Source organism: Staphylococcus sp. 11262D007BW (genome assembly GCF_053547815.1).
In genome coordinates, this window is the sequence record NZ_JBPWPJ010000001.1 from 1,631,813 (window position 1) to 1,649,751 (window position 17,939).

The 17,939-nt window shown below is 34.6% G+C and carries 17 protein-coding genes; 6 read left to right on the top strand and 11 right to left on the bottom strand.

Features of this window, described 5'->3' with window-relative positions:
- Positions 1–38: 38 nt before the first annotated feature.
- The 3 genes from ACEE93_RS08215 to ACEE93_RS08225 all read right to left on the bottom strand — a co-directional run bounded on the left by ACEE93_RS08215 (position 39) and on the right by ACEE93_RS08225 (position 2,731).
- Positions 39–1,067, bottom strand: a complete 1,029-nt coding sequence (locus ACEE93_RS08215; protein ID WP_449155031.1) for a PTS sugar transporter subunit IIC — start codon at positions 1,065–1,067, stop codon at positions 39–41.
- 375 nt (positions 1,068–1,442) lie between these two features.
- Entirely contained in the window at positions 1,443–2,348 is a 906-nt protein-coding gene (locus ACEE93_RS08220) for an alpha/beta hydrolase fold domain-containing protein (RefSeq protein ID WP_449155030.1), read from the bottom strand.
- Between the two features lie 53 nt (positions 2,349–2,401).
- Positions 2,402–2,731, bottom strand: coding sequence for a thioredoxin family protein (locus ACEE93_RS08225; RefSeq protein ID WP_449155029.1), 330 nt, complete (start codon positions 2,729–2,731; stop codon positions 2,402–2,404).
- A gap of 181 nt (positions 2,732–2,912) precedes the next feature.
- Between ACEE93_RS08225 and ACEE93_RS08230 the strand changes: the two genes are divergently transcribed.
- The gene (locus ACEE93_RS08230; RefSeq protein ID WP_449155028.1) at positions 2,913–3,536 is read left to right on the top strand and encodes a hypothetical protein; all 624 of its coding nucleotides are present in this window, start codon (positions 2,913–2,915) and stop codon (positions 3,534–3,536) included.
- Positions 3,537–3,666: 130 nt separating this feature from the next.
- Here ACEE93_RS08230 and tenA read toward each other — a convergent pair whose 3' ends face one another.
- From tenA to ACEE93_RS08250, 4 genes are all read right to left on the bottom strand, one after another.
- Entirely contained in the window at positions 3,667–4,347 is a 681-nt protein-coding gene (gene tenA / locus ACEE93_RS08235; protein ID WP_449155027.1) for a thiaminase II, read from the bottom strand.
- Positions 4,348–4,406: 59 nt separating this feature from the next.
- Entirely contained in the window at positions 4,407–4,955 is a 549-nt protein-coding gene (locus tag ACEE93_RS08240; RefSeq protein WP_449155026.1) for a TetR/AcrR family transcriptional regulator, read from the bottom strand.
- A 396-nt stretch (positions 4,956–5,351) separates the two neighbouring features.
- On the bottom strand, positions 5,352–6,725 hold the full coding sequence (locus ACEE93_RS08245) for a TcaA second domain-containing protein (protein WP_449155025.1): 1,374 nt from the start codon (positions 6,723–6,725) through the stop codon (positions 5,352–5,354).
- Positions 6,726–6,828: 103 nt separating this feature from the next.
- Positions 6,829–7,242: a MarR family winged helix-turn-helix transcriptional regulator gene (locus ACEE93_RS08250; RefSeq protein WP_449156493.1), complete on the bottom strand. Its 414-nt coding sequence runs from the start codon at positions 7,240–7,242 to the stop codon at positions 6,829–6,831.
- Positions 7,243–7,653: 411 nt separating this feature from the next.
- On the opposite strand from ACEE93_RS08250, the gene ACEE93_RS08255 reads away from it, so the two are divergent.
- Complete coding sequence (locus ACEE93_RS08255) at positions 7,654–8,364, top strand: YdcF family protein (protein ID WP_449155023.1); 711 nt, start codon at positions 7,654–7,656, stop codon at positions 8,362–8,364.
- Positions 8,365–8,464: 100 nt separating this feature from the next.
- Here ACEE93_RS08255 and ACEE93_RS08260 read toward each other — a convergent pair whose 3' ends face one another.
- Complete coding sequence (locus ACEE93_RS08260; protein ID WP_449155022.1) at positions 8,465–9,145, bottom strand: ABC transporter ATP-binding protein; 681 nt, start codon at positions 9,143–9,145, stop codon at positions 8,465–8,467.
- Positions 9,145–10,206, bottom strand: a complete 1,062-nt coding sequence (locus tag ACEE93_RS08265) for an ABC transporter permease (RefSeq protein WP_449155021.1) — start codon at positions 10,204–10,206, stop codon at positions 9,145–9,147. Before ACEE93_RS08265 ends, ACEE93_RS08260 begins: the two co-directional genes overlap by 1 nt.
- Before the next feature lie 153 nt (positions 10,207–10,359).
- Here ACEE93_RS08265 and ACEE93_RS08270 point away from each other — a divergent pair, with 153 nt between their 5' ends.
- Together ACEE93_RS08270 and ACEE93_RS08275 are read left to right on the top strand one after the other, a co-directional pair.
- Positions 10,360–11,037 carry a response regulator transcription factor gene (locus tag ACEE93_RS08270; protein WP_449155020.1) on the top strand — a complete coding sequence of 226 codons (678 nt, stop codon included), beginning with the start codon at positions 10,360–10,362 and terminating at the stop codon, positions 11,035–11,037.
- Complete coding sequence (locus ACEE93_RS08275; RefSeq protein ID WP_449155019.1) at positions 11,030–12,406, top strand: ATP-binding protein; 1,377 nt, start codon at positions 11,030–11,032, stop codon at positions 12,404–12,406. The genes ACEE93_RS08270 and ACEE93_RS08275 overlap by 8 nt, the downstream gene beginning before the upstream one ends.
- A 59-nt stretch (positions 12,407–12,465) precedes the next feature.
- On the opposite strand, the gene ACEE93_RS08280 is transcribed toward ACEE93_RS08275, so the two are convergent.
- Positions 12,466–13,971: a malate:quinone oxidoreductase gene (locus ACEE93_RS08280; RefSeq protein ID WP_449155018.1), complete on the bottom strand. Its 1,506-nt coding sequence runs from the start codon at positions 13,969–13,971 to the stop codon at positions 12,466–12,468.
- 296 nt (positions 13,972–14,267) lie between these two features.
- On the opposite strand from ACEE93_RS08280, the gene ACEE93_RS08285 reads away from it, so the two are divergent.
- Together ACEE93_RS08285 and ACEE93_RS08290 are read left to right on the top strand one after the other, a co-directional pair.
- Positions 14,268–15,425, top strand: a complete 1,158-nt coding sequence (locus ACEE93_RS08285) for a glycosyltransferase family 4 protein (RefSeq protein WP_449155017.1) — start codon at positions 14,268–14,270, stop codon at positions 15,423–15,425.
- Positions 15,426–15,613: 188 nt separating this feature from the next.
- On the top strand, positions 15,614–15,946 hold the full coding sequence (locus ACEE93_RS08290; RefSeq protein WP_449155016.1) for a general stress protein: 333 nt from the start codon (positions 15,614–15,616) through the stop codon (positions 15,944–15,946).
- 135 nt (positions 15,947–16,081) lie between these two features.
- On the opposite strand, the gene ACEE93_RS08295 is transcribed toward ACEE93_RS08290, so the two are convergent.
- On the bottom strand, positions 16,082–17,692 hold the full coding sequence (locus tag ACEE93_RS08295) for an L-lactate permease (RefSeq protein ID WP_449155015.1): 1,611 nt from the start codon (positions 17,690–17,692) through the stop codon (positions 16,082–16,084).
- Between the last annotated feature and the right edge of the window lie 247 nt (positions 17,693–17,939).

The following is a 17,939-nucleotide window of genomic DNA, read 5'->3' on the forward strand; positions in this document are numbered from 1 at the left end:
CCAATCTTTTTGATCGTTTATTCAATTAAAATGCATCATTAATCTGTTGCACCTTTTGCTTGCATTTCACTCTTCGTTACAATTGGATATTTTTTGAAGATAATAGAGCCTAAGAAGCCCCAAACAAGTCCAACAATTGCCATGATTACACCGTATAATACTACCGTCGTCCAATTATTGAATCCAAACATCACTAAGAATCCTGCAATTGGTGTTGCTGTACCTGTCGCGTCATTAATCATACCAGATAATGCCATAATTAATCCTGCTGTGGCACCGCCCAAAAAGTTTGTCACATAAATTGGTATTGGGTTCGCTGATACAATATCTGCTTGTGATAAGGGTTCGATACTTACTGAAATTGTATCTTTACGTTCTCCAAGTTTTAATTTATGGAATAACATACCGTTCATAAATGCTGAACTAAAGGCTGCCATTGCACCTATCGCCATAGGAATGCCCGTTAAACCTAATAAAGCTGTAAGGGCCATTGAACTTAGTGGCGCTGTACCTACTACAGTAATAATACCGCCTAAAACAATACCCATGATAATTGGATTTGTATCCGTTGAGCTTTGAATAATATCCCCAATTTTTAGTAATGTATTATTAACGATTGGTGTAAGTCCAAATGCAATCAGACGTGATAATGGCGCAATAATAATCACAGCCCCAATTAAGTCCACACCGTCGGGTACATATTTTTCAGTGTATTTCATCAAATAACCGATGATGTAACCTGCGAAAAATCCTGGCAGTAAATCCATACCACCACATGCTGCGGCGATAACGAGCGCATACACTGGTGATACACCGATTGCTAAAGCCGTTAATCCAGCAGCGGCCACACCGCCTAAACCACCGGCTGCATCTCCTAAGTCTTCCAAAAACTTAATCCCTAACACTTGTCCACCGACATATTTATTAAAGGCTTCTACTAAGAATGTCGCTATTGCTGCGTTAGCTAAAGCACCCATGGCACGCATACCGTTTGGCGCTTTATATGTAAAAAGTGTAAAAACAACGAGTACCAGTAATAAAAAAACTGTACCTATAATTAAATCCATTTCAATCCCCTTCCTGTTATTCTCACAACCCCTTTGTCTTTTCAATGGATGAAAAGATCTCCAATTGTTTAGAATAACTCACTCAATAGTAAAATTAAACTCAATTTCAATTTTACTAAAATACAAACTATCTTGCACGGAACTTTTATAATTTTTTAAAGTTTGTTCATTGTGAGCGTTCATGAGTTTTGAATATTTAAAATATTTTTTGTTCAACTATTATGATTATCGTGATTTAACATTTTTAATTGTATCTCTGAAATAAACAAATGACTTTAATACAGGGAAGTCAAAATGTACTTTTAATACAAAAAGAGATTGAGACATGATACATACGCTTCGGGCATAACTGTCCCAACCTCTCTACTAGAGTCATTACTCATCTGATATTGTTTTGCGAATTCTTTTCAATACTTTACGAGATTCGACAATTGGATAAAGTGGAAAAGATGTCACCATATCTTTATATTCGTAAAAATGAATAGGCTGTTGCTCAGCATTAAAGTAATCGACTAATTTATACATATCTGGATAAAAGATGTCACTCGTACCACCAAACATATAAACAGGTGGTAGTCCTCTTAATGGGCCGTACATCGGTGAAACTTTAGGGTTTTTCATCTCTAAGTCATCAGCCCATACTTTAGCAATGCTTTGTAAACTAAAGACATTGTGCACTGGATCTTTCTTCTGTACTTGATCCGTGATATCTGGATTCGATAAAGATAAATCCAGCCAAGGGGAGATAAGATAGACTTTACCTGGTAACGGCAATTCTTCTTGTTGCATCAACGATTGTACAAAGCTCAGTGCCATATTACCACCTGAAGCATCCCCCATAATGACAATATTTGAAGCTTCCGTTTCTTTAAGTAGCCGTCTATAGACACGTTCAATGGCATCATGTGTTTCGATATAAGTATATTCTGGCGCTTTAGGATAGATCGGTAACACCACTTCATGTAACGTTTCATACGCTAACTTATCCATAAATCTCCAATGGAAAGAAGAGGGTTGTAATACAAATGTACCACCATAAATATAAATAATTTTATTTTTGATATGATGCCCAAAGTTAAATCGAAAAACTTGCATTTCATCGAATGAATCTTTCACCAAATTAGACTTCACATTAATTTGTTCAGGTTGTTTATGTTTTTCTTTATTTAAAGCTCGACGTTTTTCTAAAAATGTATTGATTTCTTCTTGTGAATTAAACTTAATATGACGCTGATGTGATAAATAACGTCCCATAAGATGGCTCATGACATTTCGTCTCAACTCTATCCCTCACTTTGTTACTTAATAAAATGAGAATCATATTATAATACGTTTTACCCATAAATGCTTTCATAAATTTTGTGAAGTTGTGATTCAAATTGTTGAAAATCGATAAAACGACCTTCTCTATGCATTTCTTTTCCTTCAAAAAATATGATATCGACCGGCACCGTAAAAATAGATAATTCACCCACGATTTCCGGTATTGCCTCTGCATCTATTACACCCATTTTCACTTCAGGATATTGTTGTACTAATGCTTCCATTCTAGGTAAAACCGCATGACAGACTGAACAGGATTGTCTAGATACTTGAATGATGACTAATGGATGCGTGTGAATCAATGTTTTAAATTCTGAAAGACTTGATAATTGATGTACCATGCTCTATCTCCCTATTAAAAATATTACCTCTTTGAAAAGTGTTAGACATATAATATAATCTGTTTATTAGCATCTATTGTTAAAAAGTTAAATATACAACTTAGATGGCTACAATGGTCACATGTTTATTTTTAAAATTCAACTGTTATACCCACTATTTCCCTGCTGAAAGGAGTTACATATGGAATCATCACATGCGACACAACCACAATTTGAAGAACAATTCAAATACGAAACGGTTCACCGTGGCCAGCGCTACGGTAAAAAGAAACGCTCTTGGGTTAGCTTTATTTTGACATTCATTGCTATGGTGCTCATCATTATTGCCGCTTATAGCATGTACACAGAAAGTCTATTTTCAACTGTTTTCTTAGATCAAAATGTTACATATGATCAATTTAAAGTCTTCACAGAGCAGTTAAGCAGTCAGTCGTTTATCGATTTATCAGATTTGGAACAACGCTTATCACAACTATTAATGGTACTGAATGTCTTTTTCATCCTATGTATTATCAATATTATATTAAGTATTCTTACCTTAATTTTTAATCGTACAATAATCAAAGTTATTAACTTTATCATTTCGATTGTACTTGTGGCTATTCCAGTCGGTTTTCTATATATTATTCGCGAAGTAGCGTCACAAGTTTCATCACAACTATCTCAGTTTCTTGGACAAATTGAACCCACTGCGATCTTGGTTGAATCTAATGCCATCCACAATGGTATTATCTTCACAAGTATTGCAGCGGTACTTTATTTAGTATCACTATTTTTCCGTAATCGTCGTCCAAAGATTAAATAATATTCAATTCTTAAAAAATAGGTCAGCTAAATTTTATGCTCTGAACACTACCTTAATCGTGTCCAGAGCATTTTTACTTCATAGGTTGAATGTCAACTAAATCGATATGAGGTTTAACGACCATATTTCCTTATTCATGGGGCACTGGCCAAGTCTCTAAATTTTCTGCCATATCCCAAAACATATACTCGTAATAACTTGTATATACTACAATATCTTCTAAAGCTTGAAGTTGTGCCTCAGTCTTTCCTTCTGCAATACGATTCATAATATGCATGACGTCTTCTTTAAATGACGCAAATTCCTCTGAACTATACATTTGAATCCACTCGCCATAAAACTCATGTTGGCTGGCACCTTCAATATTATTCAATGCTTCTCCAATATAATGATAACTCCATGTACATGTTAATACCGCTGCAATGACATTTTCAATACCACCACGTTGTGCAAGATTAAGCATGTAGCTCGTATAGGCTGTTGTAGTCGCAGCTGGCTTAGTGGCTGTTAATGCTTCCTCTGAGATACCAAACTGAGCAGCATAGTTACGATGTAGTTCCATTTCTGTATGTAAGGTACCATAAGCTAAATCTATAAACATTGTCATCATTTCAAGATTTTCAGATTTTAAGGCACCGACAGAAAATAATCGTGCATAATCAATTAAATAAATATAATCCTGTTTCAACCAATGTTTAAACTTTTCATAGTCTAAATCGCCTTGTCCAATCCCCTTTACAAATGGATGTTCCAAATAGCTGTCCCAAATAGGCTTCACACGTTCAAATAATCGATCTGTAAATTTAACCATCATCATTCCTCCTTATTGTTACAATGACATGATTTAATCATACATTCAAGGATTCGTGATTAATGTGAAATCATTTTCGCTTTTAACATTGACTGGTAAAACATATCTAACATCGGTGGGTCAAAATTCACGTCATGATCCACCCGCCATTGATTCATCGCATTAATCATCGACGCATAAACAAAGCTCAATAATTCAATCGGTAATGAGTCCTCAAATGGTAAGTCCTCTTTATTTTCATATAGCTCTTCCGAAAAAATCTTTGAAAATAGATTTAGCGCAATATCGTAAAATACAGGATCATCTTTTTGATAATTTAAAACTCTGAACATTTGATCTGTAAACGTGGCTTCAATGCATTTAAAAGGAGATTGCACACGCGATTGGAACGTCAAATCGAAAAAAGGTGTTAAAACTGTTTGAAATGCATATTCAAACAAATCACATTTTCCATTAAAATGTTTATAAAACGTCGTTCTATGTACTTGAGCGTGAATACAAACTTCATTAACCGTAATTTTAGTTAAAAACTTTCTTTCTAATAATTCTAAAAGTGCTTGTGTTAGTTTAGCGAGTGTTTTCTTAATTCGTAAATCTTGTTTATCCATACAAATATGTCACCTTTCTCAAAAAATGGTGATTGCACTAAGTTGATATCTCCCCTTAAATCAATTTAATTATAATCTATTTCTAAATTCATTTACAATATAAATTTAAAATTCAACCGCTTTATTTTACGCAAACAATCGTAAATATTGTTAAGTTATTTAAAACAAAACATAGCATAACAAACCTATTGAAAAATTCTGAATTTTAATATTCGACTTCATCTAATTCACACGAGATAAAGTATTGCTCAAACTTAAAATATAAGAGACTGAGACATAAAGCGCTAATGCTCTGGAAAACCGATTAACGGTGTCCCAAAAACAGGATTTTCGGCAGAAAGTTCACGATTCTGCTCAAATTCCGAACGCTTTTGTCCCAACCTCTCATCTCTCGACTTATTGATTAGCATAATTCACTATTTTCAACTGTTCACCATCATCATTACCTTGAATCACATATTGTGTATTTTTGATGATGTTATCCTCTGTTTCATTTTCCGCATTAATATAATATAACTGATCATCTTGTTGAACGTCGGTCACTTCTGTATTAATGTATTTAGTCGTTTGTTGTTGTTCTACTTGTTGTTGCAATAACGACTTTACCGGCGAGTTATCACCCAAATATTTAGAGACTAAATCAAAATTTTTATTTTCCGTCGCATTATTCAAAGAAGAAACATACTCTTTCACAAAGTCGCCCACTTTACTGAAAATCGTTTTTTCTTCTTCCTCATTAAAGGCATCGATTTTTGCTTTATCAAATGTTAATTGCACGCTATTTGTTGATTGAATATCGTTTTTAGAAATGACTTGTTCTTTCGTTTTAAATGTTTTTCCATGTGTTTGACCTGTTGCATACACTTTTAAATCTTGATCAAATGGAAATGGTTGATAAGTCTTTCCGCTTGAATAATCCAGGGATTCATCATTTATAACGACTTTTAAACTGTCTTCATCTAAACCTTCCGTATTTTTCAGATTTGGTTTTACAGCAGCTTCTTCAAAATCCTCAGTCACCTTCATGACTTTATTTTTACTTGCTGTCGTATCAAACTTTAACGTGCCATTATATGTGCCTCGTTCTGTTGTCTTTTTAGCATCAATAGCATACGTGCCTGGTATAAAGTTACCGAGCGATACTGCTTGTCCTTTGTCAGCTACAATTTTTTTAGTACTACCATCTACTTTGTATTCAAAAGTGGCCCTTTCATCAGGTTTCACTTCTGCTTGTTTCGTTGGCGCTTGAAAGCCTAAATTACTAAAAAATAAATAACGTCGTCCATTTTTACTAATTCTTAATACATTTTGGTTATCATTGGTTTTTACATAACTTGCGACTGACGTTTTTTGATCAAGATTTTTAACGGTATCTTCTACTTTTTGATCAAACGTCTTCATACCAATCTCGTTTTTAATATATTGAATGTAAGTCGCCGCTTCTTTCGTACCTACCTTATTGTCTTTGGAACTTAAAATGGTTGAAACACGAGAATTATCATTATTTTCTATGGCATTTACAAGGATTTGCGCTTGTTCTTCCGGAGAATTATAATTTCTCAATAATAAAAATAGTATGATTAACAAAATAAGAATAAACCCCACAATACCTAATGGGATAATCTTTTTCAATGGCCATTGTTTTGAACTTTGTGTTTTTGTATTTTTAGGTTGTTTTTTGGCCTCTTTAGCGTAAGATAGTTGTATACGACATGACTGACAATACTGTGAGTCATTCAACTTTTGCTTACAATAGGGACAAGTATTCACAATCGCACCTCCTTATATTGCCATCAATACATTCCTTTTCTCTTAATGTTAAATTAATTTATAGGCTATCTCATCATTCGTAAGTTGGAGATTCCGCGTTGGTTTAAAGATGTTTGAGCTGTTGTGTCACTCGTTGATCAATTTGTTCGAGCACTTCGACAGTATTATCTAATTCTTGTACCGAAATATCCGATAACATTTTTGTCGCAAGATCCGCAACTAACTTTCTAGACGCAACAATATATTCCAATCCTTTTTCAGTGAGCGTAATATATTTAAAACGTCTATCCTTTTCATAGTCCATTTTAACCCACTTTACAAGATTAAGTTCGACCAATTTTTTTACGCGACGACTAACAGCCGCCTTATTTACACCTTGAAGTAGTGTAATATCAGTCAGCGTGAGCGCTTTTTCATGGGCTAGCATCAACATAACGCTTGATTGCTCATTTGAAATGCCATATTTTGCACGCAAATCTCTTAATAAACGCGTGGTTAAAGCATTAATATTAGTCAAAAACTCGCCCATAAACTTAATATGATCGTTCACCTTTTGAGAATTTGATTCATTCATTACTTTCACATCCATCTATTTCATATCCACTTAATCATACCAACTCTTTGAATAGAATGAAATAACCATTTTAAGCGAAAATGAGTAAAGTTTCTAGTATGATTGATATACAAAAGAAATGAGAAAAGGATATACGTCATGGTTACACTGATAATTCTAACATTATTTTATTTTATTTTAATATTATCTTTAAAACTATTTCCAAATTATTTTAACCATATTAATACATTTTACATTTTAATGATCATAAATATGGCTTTATTTTTAACTTTACACTTTGTTTGGCACTTCGAATTACTTCCATGGGTACTTATCCCCCATTTGTTAACAATCATCTTAATAATAAGTAAGGCCATGAAGCAACATTTTAAAGTCATAAAACAAATCATTACTTATAGCTTATCGGTGACTGCTTTAACAGTTGGGAGTTATATCGTTGGGAGTTTTATGCCCTATCCGATTATCCTTCCTTTTAGACTACTTACATTTTTAGCATTAGTTTGGTTAGCTAATTGGGTGATTTACTTATTAATGACACAACTTACACGGGTCCCTCCAAAACTGACAAAGCCAACCACATTGCTTATTTTAGGAGCTGGCATTTTCACTGAAGAGGTGACACCTATGTTAAGACAACGTTTAGATGCGGCACTTTATCTCTCAAAACAATCAGCATATCCTATTCATTTTGTTGTCAGTGGTGGCCAAGGACCTGATGAACCCATTCCAGAAGCTTTAGCGATGCAACGTTATCTTCTAAAACAAGGTATTTCACCAGAACAAATTAGTATGGAAGATCAATCGACAAATACCGCTTTAAATATGCATTATTCTAAGTCATATTTACCATCTACTTATCACACTGTCATTGTTTCAAGTGATTTTCATGTATTAAGGTCATTACGCCTTGCGCAACGAGCCCAAATTAAAAGCATTGGGTACGGTTCCCTTTCGCCTTTCTCATTTCGTGCGCGTGCGCTCATTAGAGATTATTGCGGCATTCTTTTTCAATACCCAATCACATGGATTCTTTATAGTATCTTTATTATCTTGATGTATATATAAAATAAACGATTCGACAAGCTAGGTAGTTACGCCTGTCGAATCGTCTTTTTATGGAAATTGTCACTTTTAAATATGACCCATTCCTTTAATATCATTTAAATTAATCATTGTACCGTGTGGTTAATTGTCCTTCATCTAAATAAAGCATTTTATCAGCATATTCAAATAAACGCTCATCATGTGTAACCATCATACCGATTGTCTGTTCTTGAGCAACTTGTTGTTTAATCATTTTAACAACTTCAATCGCACGTTTAGCGTCTAAACTCGCAGTAGGTTCATCGGCTAGTAATAGTTTCGGAGCATTCATCCATGCACGCATAATAGCGACACGCTGTTTTTCTCCGCCTGATAGCATGTGGGGATAAGCATCAATACGGTGATTAAGCCCAATCTTATTTAACAATGCTACTGCACGTTGGTCTGCTTCTTTACGTGACATCCCCGCTTCTTTTCCAACTAAAATCAATTGATCTTTAACTTTAAGATAAGGTAACAAGTGAGAGGCTTGAAAAATAAAGCCAATATCTTTTAATCGTTTTTCTGTTAATGCCTTTGTACTTAAACCACTTAAATCTTCGTCACCAAGTTGAATCACGCCTTCACTTGGTGTTAATAAGCCACCAATGATACTTAATAACGTCGATTTACCTGACCCAGAGGCCCCATTTAATATCACAAACTCCCCTGGTTCTACATTAAAGTTAATATGATTAAGTACGTTCGTCTTGGCTTCTCCTTTACCAAAGGATTTCGACACATCTTTCACAATTAAACTCATTAGTTGCCACCTCCAATTGCTTCTATCGGATCAATTTTAAAGACACGTTGTAATGAAAGTAACGCCCCAATAATAGCTACAATCATGAAAACAACAATAACTAGTAACATCATCGTACCTGTCAGATGAAATGGCATTGTTAACGGTAAAGCCATTGATAGTAAAAAGATGAGACCTGTCGCAATAAGGACACCTAAAATCGTCACAAATAATATTTGACATAATAATGTGCCTAATAAATGACTTGTTTTAATACCAATCGCTTTTAAAATACCAATTTCAGATGTTTTTTGTATCGTCATTACATAGAAAAAGGCAGTGAGCACAATCGCTGTGATGACAAATAAACTAACAATCATCATATTCAATGGTGCCTGTTCTGCTTGATAACTTGGTATTGCATCTTCTAAATCTTGCATATTCACTATTTCAACATCATCTATTTGCTGTAACTCGTCTTTTTGTTGTTGTGACGTATTTTTTAAGAAATACATTGAAACAGCACTTTTGCCGTCTGTCACTTCATTTAGACCTTCTGACGTCAACATTGCAACGTTGGTATGAGAATACATGGCATCTTCGAAAAAGCCAACGACTTTCAATTGTTGATCTTGGTCTTTAAGTTGAATCGTATCTCCCAGTTTCACGCCTTCACCTTTAAGTTTTTGGTTTAATACGACCTCTTGTGTTGTAGTCGGCAATTCCCCTTCTTCTAATGCAGGACGTTCCCCTTTAGGAATATCAGCAAATAATAAATCTCCTTTTTGATCTTTATATTCTGCTGTAGCCATCGTCATTTTAAGCGGTTGACCATCTATAATATCTTCTATTTGTTGTTGCGCTTTGGGTGAAATATTTGATTTTTCAAGTTGTTGATCCACGTCTTTTTGAATCACAAATTGTTCTGAGTTAAATTGATCTAACAACGAAATATTTTCACGCGCTAATCCCTTGGCTAACCCTGTAATAAAGAGCACCATACTAGCCAACAATATGACAATAAATGTAATTAACAAATACTTGAATTTATAAAATTTCAGTTCACTCCATGCCAATTTCATTGTTGTAACTCCTTTCTCATTGATTCATTGTCTATATCATAAAGGCCCAATGTGAACTGAATATGAACTCGTGTTCATTTTTAAAACTTAAATCTTATATGCTATGTTAATATGAAACTAATCTATTATTAACCAAAGAAGAGGTGTTAGCCTATGACAGTTCGTTGTCTCATAGTGGATGATGACCCCACCATTTTGGAGTATGTAGCATCACGTATTCAAAAAGAGGGTTATGATGCAATTACACAATCTAGTGGTGAGAACGCTTTAGATTATCTTAAGACACACACCATTGATATTGCGATTGTCGATATTATGATGCAAGGCATGGATGGGTTCGAGCTATGTCAAACTTTAAAATACGATTATGACTACCCTGTGATTATGCTTACAGCGAGAGATGCACTCAGTGATAAGGAGCGAGCTTTTTTAGCTGGCACTGATGATTATGTGACAAAACCATTCGAAGTAGCAGAGCTCATCTTCCGTATTAAAGCCGTCTTAAGACGATACCAAATTCAAACATCAACGACGATGACACTTGGTAATGTGACTGTGGACCAAGCTCAACTTGAAATGAAAGTTGGCGATAAGGGGGTCATGTTACCTAATAAGGAGTTTGCTTTATTATCTTTGTTACTCACTTATCCGCGCCAAGTATTTGAACGCGATCGTTTAATAGAATCAATTTGGGGATTTGATTACGAAGGAGATGAGCGCACATTAGATGTTCATATCAAACGTCTACGAGCTCGACTTAAAACGTTAGGTGCCACGATTCAAATTGAAACAGTACGTAGTGTTGGGTATAAGGTGACAGACTATGTTTAAAACACTCTATTCTCGTCTAGCTATTTATACTATTACTGTCATGGCCCTAAGTGCAATAATCAGCTTTCTCATTACCAATGTATATTATCACTTTGAATTGAAAGAACGTAATGATACAAAGATTATGCAAACATTGCAAAAAGCTAAAACCTATCATTCAGTACAAGATCAACAATCATTCGAACAATATATGAAACTTTTAGGTGATTTGAATTTTCAAGTCGTCACTTATGATGAACAGCATCACCCATCTTATTATGGTCAATCTTTTCGCAAAGACAATTTAAAAGCGGACGCTATTGATGATGTATTAGCAGGTCAAAATTATCACGGCATTCGCAACCGCCCGTTCAACCCTTTTATTACAGGTTTTTTTGATAATGAAACACGTAATACAGTCGGCACTACATTCAATACTGATAACGGCACATATGCAGTTTTTATGCGACCAGATATCGGTCATGCTTTTGGCGAATTTAGATTATTTTTACTGGTATTATTAGGCTTGTTAATTATTATTTCAATTGGGTTAGTGACTTGGTCTACGTATGCCCTTGTTAAACCTGTACAACAATTAAAACACGCGACAGGACGCATGATGAATGGCGATTTCAATACCCCTATCGCAGTGACACGTCAAGATGAAATCGGTGCATTACAACAACACTTTGACACAATGAGATCCAAACTAAAACAACTTGATGATATGCGTCAACACTTTGTACAAAATGTATCACACGAAATGAAGACACCTTTAACCCATATACATCATCTATTAACCCAATTACAACGGACGTTACCTCCATCATTTCGTACAGAGTATATTGATCAAATTTACAGTGAAACGCATCGTTTAAGTCAATTGACCAGACAATTACTACTATTATCTGAGCTTGATAACGATGCACATTTAAAATTTGAAGATACATGTCACTTAGATCAACTCATTCAAGATATTTTACATGAGGAAGCTTATACGATTGATTCTAAATCTTTAACCGTCGTCTATGAGTTAGCACCTGTAACGTCTATAGGAAATGCGCGATTACTTATTCAAGCGATTAGCAATCTTATACGTAACGCGATTAAATATACTCCGCATTATGGGATGATCAATGTTCAGCTACAACAAAATGACGATGATATCATAATTACGATTGAAGATGATGGTCCGGGAATGTCTGAAGAAACCGTTAAACACATATTTGAGCGATTTTATAAACATAGCCAATCCTCCGATAGTAATGGTTTAGGTCTAGCCATTTCACAATCCATTATCCAACGACATCATGGAACGATTGACGTGAAGAGTCAAGTTAATGAAGGGACTATATTCCAAATTACCTTACCTAAAAATCCATTTAAATAATTTAAAAAAACGCTGAAAATGAGTTCATTTTCAGCGTTTTATTGATTCAATTAAGTTGATTAACTTAATAATGCACCATCGTTATCTAGTTTTAGTTGACGTGACACATCTTTATTTACTTTTTCAAATAGGTCTACTTCATCTGTTAATCGTACGCCAAATGAAGGAATCATCTCTTTAATTTTAGGTTCCCATTCTTTAAATTGCGTTGGAAAAGCGCGCTCTATAACATCTAACATGATTGCCACTGCAGTTGAAGCACCAGGTGACGCACCAAGTAATGCGGCTACTGTGCCATCCTTAGATGTAATCACTTCTGTTCCAAATTGTAATGTGCCTTTTCCTTTTGCTTCAGTATCTTTAATAACTTGGACACGTTGTCCTGCTACAACGACCTTCCAATCTTCGTTCTTCGCTTCTGGAACAAACTTTCTTAAATCATCCATACGCTCATCATTAGATAATAACAATTGAGAAATCAAATATTTTGTTAAATCCATTTCTTTTAAGCCTGCAGCAAGCATTGTTGTTAAATTATTTGGCTTAACGGATTTAAATAAATCTAAATATGAACCTGTTTTCAAGAACTTAGGTGAGAAGCCTGCGAAAGGACCGAATAATAATGCACGTTCCCCATCAATATAACGTGTATCTAAATGCGGCACTGACATTGGTGGTGCGCCTACTTCTGCTTTACCATAGACTTTCGCTTTATGTTGATTAACGACTTCTTGGTTCTTACAAACCATGAACAAGCCGCTGACTGGAAAACCTCCGATATGTTTAGATTCAGGTAAGCCTGTTTTTTGTAGGAGTGGTAAGCTTGCCCCACCTGCGCCAATAAACACAAATTTTGATTCAACCGTTAAAACCTTATCTTCTTTTAAATCACGGATTTTAACCGTCCATGAACCATCTTTATGTTGTTTTAAGTCGATAACTTCGTGTTCATAGTAAATAGAGCCACCTTGCTCATCTAAATGATTGATTAATTGACGTGTCAGCGCACCAAAGTTAACATCTGTACCAGATTGATCACGTGTCGCCGCAATTGGCTCATCTGAATCAGATCGACCTTCCATCATTAACGGGATCCATTTTTTTAAAGTTTCAACATCACTCGCTAAATCCATGCCTTTAAAAAGCACATTTTCTCTTAAAGCTTTAACACGCGCCTCTAAGAATTTGACGTTTTGCTCACCAGTCACAAAACTCATATGTGGCACTGAATGAATAAACGCTTCAGGTTCTGGTAACTTACCGTTTTTAACTAAATAAGACCAAAATTGTTTTGAAACCTGAAATTGTTCATTGATATTAATTGCTTTAGTAATATCTATAGAGCCATCGTTTCTTTCACCAGTATAATTTAATTCACACAACGCTGAATGCCCAGTACCCGCGTTATTCCACACGTTAGAACTCTCTTTAGCACACGCATCCAGTTTTTCAAATACATTGATATCCCACTCTGGTTGTAATTCCTTTAATAATACGCCTAATGTCGCACTCATGATACCGCCACCTATAAGCACAACATCTGTCTTGTTATGTAAATTGTTCATAACAATACAGTCCCCCTTTTCAAATTAAAGCTTGTCAATATTGGGATATTACCCTTTGCGTTGACGAAGTATATACTTTCCAAAATGTGTAACATATTAATTATATACTTAAATCTCATAATAAAAAAGGGATTTCATGACAATTATTTAAACGTTTTCATAAAGAGATTAAAAGCGCATACATAGGTTCATGATTTATGATAGGATGACAATACTATGCTTACTTGCAAATTTTAAACATTCATTCCATAAGAATGCTATAATTATTAAAAATAGATTATATTGAGGGATTTATTATGAAATCAATCGCCTTTTTAATGCATAATATCTACGCTGTCGGGGGGACAGTTAAAACCATTACTAATCTAGCGAATCAACTCGTTAAACAAGGTCATGAAGTTAAACTTATTTCCATTTTCAAAACGAAAAAAGCACCTTATTTTCATATTGATGAACGTATCCGGGTCGAACACTTGATTGATTATCGCATAAAGTTACGCAATGGGATCGCGTTAAGTGCCAATCGCATCCGTAAATATACCCCTTTATTAAAACCAAAATACATCACACAGCACGAACCAGGTATTAAGCAATATTCTAGCTACATTGAACGTTATATTATCCGTGCCATTCAAAGCGAAACTTCCGATGTTTTAATTGGTACACGAGCAAGTCATAATATTTTAATTGCGCGCTTTGCATCACCTAACCAGGCTACTGTAGGTATGGAACATATGAACTTTACAGCTCACTCTAAACCATTACAAGAAGATATTTTAAAGTATTACAACCAACTCAATGGTGTCACAACATTAACTGTCGAAGATCAACAATGTTATCAATCCAAACTTAACATCCCTGTATCACTTCTCCCAAATATGATTGACGAAAAGCGTTACCACATCATGAAACAAAAAAGAATTATTGCTGTGGGCCGTTTTGAATATGAAAAAGGATTTGATTTATTAATTGAAGCGATTAATCAGATACAAAAGGAATTACGAGACTATGGATACGTTGTAGAAATTTACGGAGAAGGTCGCGAAAAAGAAGCACTCATTCAACAAATTAACATCCTTCGTTTACAGGATTTAGTATTTGTTAAACCTGCCACACAACATGTCGGTATTTTACTCGCTGAAAGTAAAATCACGTGTGTGCCCTCACGAAATGAAGGATTTGGTATGACCATCTTAGAAGCAATGAATCAAGGCAGTGTCGTTGTAAGTTTTGATGGTAACGTCGGACCAAGATCACTCATTAACCATCAACGCAATGGTTTTTTAGTACCCCATCAACATCCAGAAGCACTCGCTCATCAATTGTTAGACATTGTAGAATACAGTCATTCACCTGAAATCAAACAAATAATACAACAAGCCTATCAAACTGTATCTCAATATGAACCAGACGATATCTATCGCCAATTTAACAACATGTTAGAAACATTATAAATATAACTATCATACCAACACGGTAAGGACACTTTACATCACATCATGAGCATATAAAAACAACTTTTGAATAATACAACCCCAAAAATAATTAGTAGAACTAACTAATTTTTGTTTACTCCTAAAATTTGGTGGTATAGATTAATGTACATTCATTTGATAATACTAAAAAATAAGGAGAGTTTTTTATGGTTGTAGTAAAAAGTTTTAATAATGATGAAACTTTAGAAAATGATGTTAACAAATTAAAAGATTTAGGCGTTAAAGCATCTGATGTTTTTGTATTATCACACGACGATGACCGTACAGCTAGAATTGTAGAAAACACTGATTACGACAAAATTGATTATAATAACCTAGATACTGGCAAAACATATGACAAACAAGGTGACGAACTTAGAGACAAACTTAAAGAAATCGGCTTAACACAAGAAGAAGCTTCTGAATATGAAGAAAAAATGGATGAAGGTAAAGTATTCTTACTTGTTAGAGATGACAAAGCAAAAGAAATTCTTAACTAAAATCCAACCTATCGTTTTAATATTTATCGAACCTATGCATGCCATAGGTTCGATTTTTTATTGTTAAATATAACAAAAGGATTAGGCATCATGCTATATCCCTAACCCTCTTGATTCTTATTTTCCTTACTATCCTTATGCTCCAACAATAAACGATAAGATAAATGTCCAAATACACCAAAAGACGAGTAAACCAATACTATATTTTAACGTCATTTTAAGTAATTCTGATTCTTTACCTACTTGTTTAACTGAAGCGGTCGCAATTGCGATAGATTGGGGTGAAATCAATTTAGCAATTGCACCCCCTGCTGTATTTGCGCCAACGAGTAAGGCACCACTTGTGCCAATTTGAGGTGCTACTGTTGCTTGAATTGGTGCAAATAAAGCATTGTTGTTCGTTACTGATCCTGTCATAAAGACACCAATCCATCCTAAGATAGGAGATAATAATGGGAAAATGCTACCTGTTTTAGCAATGCCCTCACCCATCGCATTCGTTAAACCACCATATGTTGTTATTTTAGCAATCGCTAAAATTAAACAAATCGTTAAAATCGGTAACCATAGTTCTTTAAATGCTTCACCTAATAAGCTCAAAGCTTTTTTAAAGTGCACATTGCGCGACATAATGACTGTAATAACAACGGCAATTAATAAAGCAGTGCCTGTTTGGTTGAGAATGTTAAAAGTCAATATAATTGGCTCGCCTGTGACGTTATTTTCTGTACCAGGGAGACTAAATGTAACATTCATAAACGATAATGCGCCACCTTCTGCAAATAAACCTTTAAAGAATTGGGAACTCCAAATTAATACTAAAATGGTTAATATCACAAAAGGACTCCATGCGTATAAAATTGCTTTAAGTGTATGTTTAGGTGTAGTAGATGTCGGTTGCTCATCACCTTGTATTCGGAAAATATGTTTAGGTTGAACATATTTCGAAAAGATCGCTAATGCTGCCATAGATACTAAAGGTGGAATGACATCCACTAGCTCTGGCCCTGATATTTGATTAAAAATAATCTGTAAAATCGCAAAAGGAATACCAGCTACTAAAAGAAATGGTAGTGTTTCTTTAATCCCTTTCAATCCATCTAAAATAAATACTAATATAAACGGTGTTAAAATACTTAATATCGGCAAACTAAGGTTCGTTGCACGTGAAACATCAAGCACTTCAATATTTCCTGATAAGTTCAATGTATTGATCACTGAAACAGGTAAACCTATGGCACCAAATGCCCCAGCTGCCCCATTCCCAATTAAACATAACATCGCTGCTTTAAGAGGTTCAAAGCCCAGCTGAATTAATAAAACCGCACAAATCGCGATAGGTACGCCAAAACCGGCTACACCTTCTAAAAAGGCATTAAAGCAAAAGCCAATCAATAATAATTGAATACGTTGATCTTCAGATAGAGAGGTAATACTATCTTGCATCACTGTAAATTGGCCAGTAGCCACTGTCACTTTGTATAACCAAACCGCCATAAAAACAATAAACCCGATTGGTAAAATACCTTGGTAAAATCCTTCTCCAATACCTCCAGTAACAATACTTAAAGGTAGTTTAAAGATAATCGCCGCAATTAAAATAGTTACCACTAAAGTAGTTAATGCAGCATAAATCCCTTTCATTTTAAAAACCGTAAGACATAGCAAAAATAAAATAATAGGAATACTTGCAATAAGTGCAGATATTGCAATGTTGTTAAAGGGGTCAAAACTTGTTACTAACATCTTCTTCACTACTTTCAATTTTTTATCAAATTAACCACTTGATATTGTGATTTATTTCACATAAATAGTACCATCAATATCCGTTTAATTCAATAAATAGTGAAAAACTTCACATTAAAAACAACATTTTAAGTAAACCTTACGACGAGGCTTTCTAATACACAAAAAAATAGAGGTTGAGACTTAAAGCATTAATGCTCTAGGAAACCGAATAGCGGTGTCCCAGAAGTAGGATGTCCGGCAGAAA

Excerpts from the sequence above, each read along its gene's own strand:
- ACEE93_RS08215 (WP_449155031.1), bottom strand. The coding sequence starts at position 1,067 with ATGGATTTAATTATAGGTACAGTTTTTTTATTACTGGTACTCGTTGTT.
- ACEE93_RS08225 (WP_449155029.1), bottom strand. The coding sequence starts at position 2,731 with ATGGTACATCAATTATCAAGTCTTTCAGAATTTAAAACATTGATTCAC.
- ACEE93_RS08230 (WP_449155028.1), top strand. The coding sequence starts at position 2,913 with ATGGAATCATCACATGCGACACAACCACAATTTGAAGAACAATTCAAA.
- tenA (WP_449155027.1), bottom strand. The coding sequence starts at position 4,347 with ATGGTTAAATTTACAGATCGATTATTTGAACGTGTGAAGCCTATTTGG.
- ACEE93_RS08240 (WP_449155026.1), bottom strand. The coding sequence starts at position 4,955 with ATGGATAAACAAGATTTACGAATTAAGAAAACACTCGCTAAACTAACA.
- ACEE93_RS08255 (WP_449155023.1), top strand. The coding sequence starts at position 7,654 with ATGAAGCAACATTTTAAAGTCATAAAACAAATCATTACTTATAGCTTA.
- ACEE93_RS08260 (WP_449155022.1), bottom strand. The coding sequence starts at position 9,145 with ATGAGTTTAATTGTGAAAGATGTGTCGAAATCCTTTGGTAAAGGAGAA.
- ACEE93_RS08265 (WP_449155021.1), bottom strand. The coding sequence starts at position 10,206 with ATGAAATTGGCATGGAGTGAACTGAAATTTTATAAATTCAAGTATTTG.
- ACEE93_RS08270 (WP_449155020.1), top strand. The coding sequence starts at position 10,360 with ATGACAGTTCGTTGTCTCATAGTGGATGATGACCCCACCATTTTGGAG.
- ACEE93_RS08275 (WP_449155019.1), top strand. The coding sequence starts at position 11,030 with ATGTTTAAAACACTCTATTCTCGTCTAGCTATTTATACTATTACTGTC.
- ACEE93_RS08280 (WP_449155018.1), bottom strand. The coding sequence starts at position 13,971 with ATGAACAATTTACATAACAAGACAGATGTTGTGCTTATAGGTGGCGGT.
- ACEE93_RS08285 (WP_449155017.1), top strand. The coding sequence starts at position 14,268 with ATGAAATCAATCGCCTTTTTAATGCATAATATCTACGCTGTCGGGGGG.
- ACEE93_RS08290 (WP_449155016.1), top strand. The coding sequence starts at position 15,614 with ATGGTTGTAGTAAAAAGTTTTAATAATGATGAAACTTTAGAAAATGAT.
- ACEE93_RS08295 (WP_449155015.1), bottom strand. The coding sequence starts at position 17,692 with ATGTTAGTAACAAGTTTTGACCCCTTTAACAACATTGCAATATCTGCA.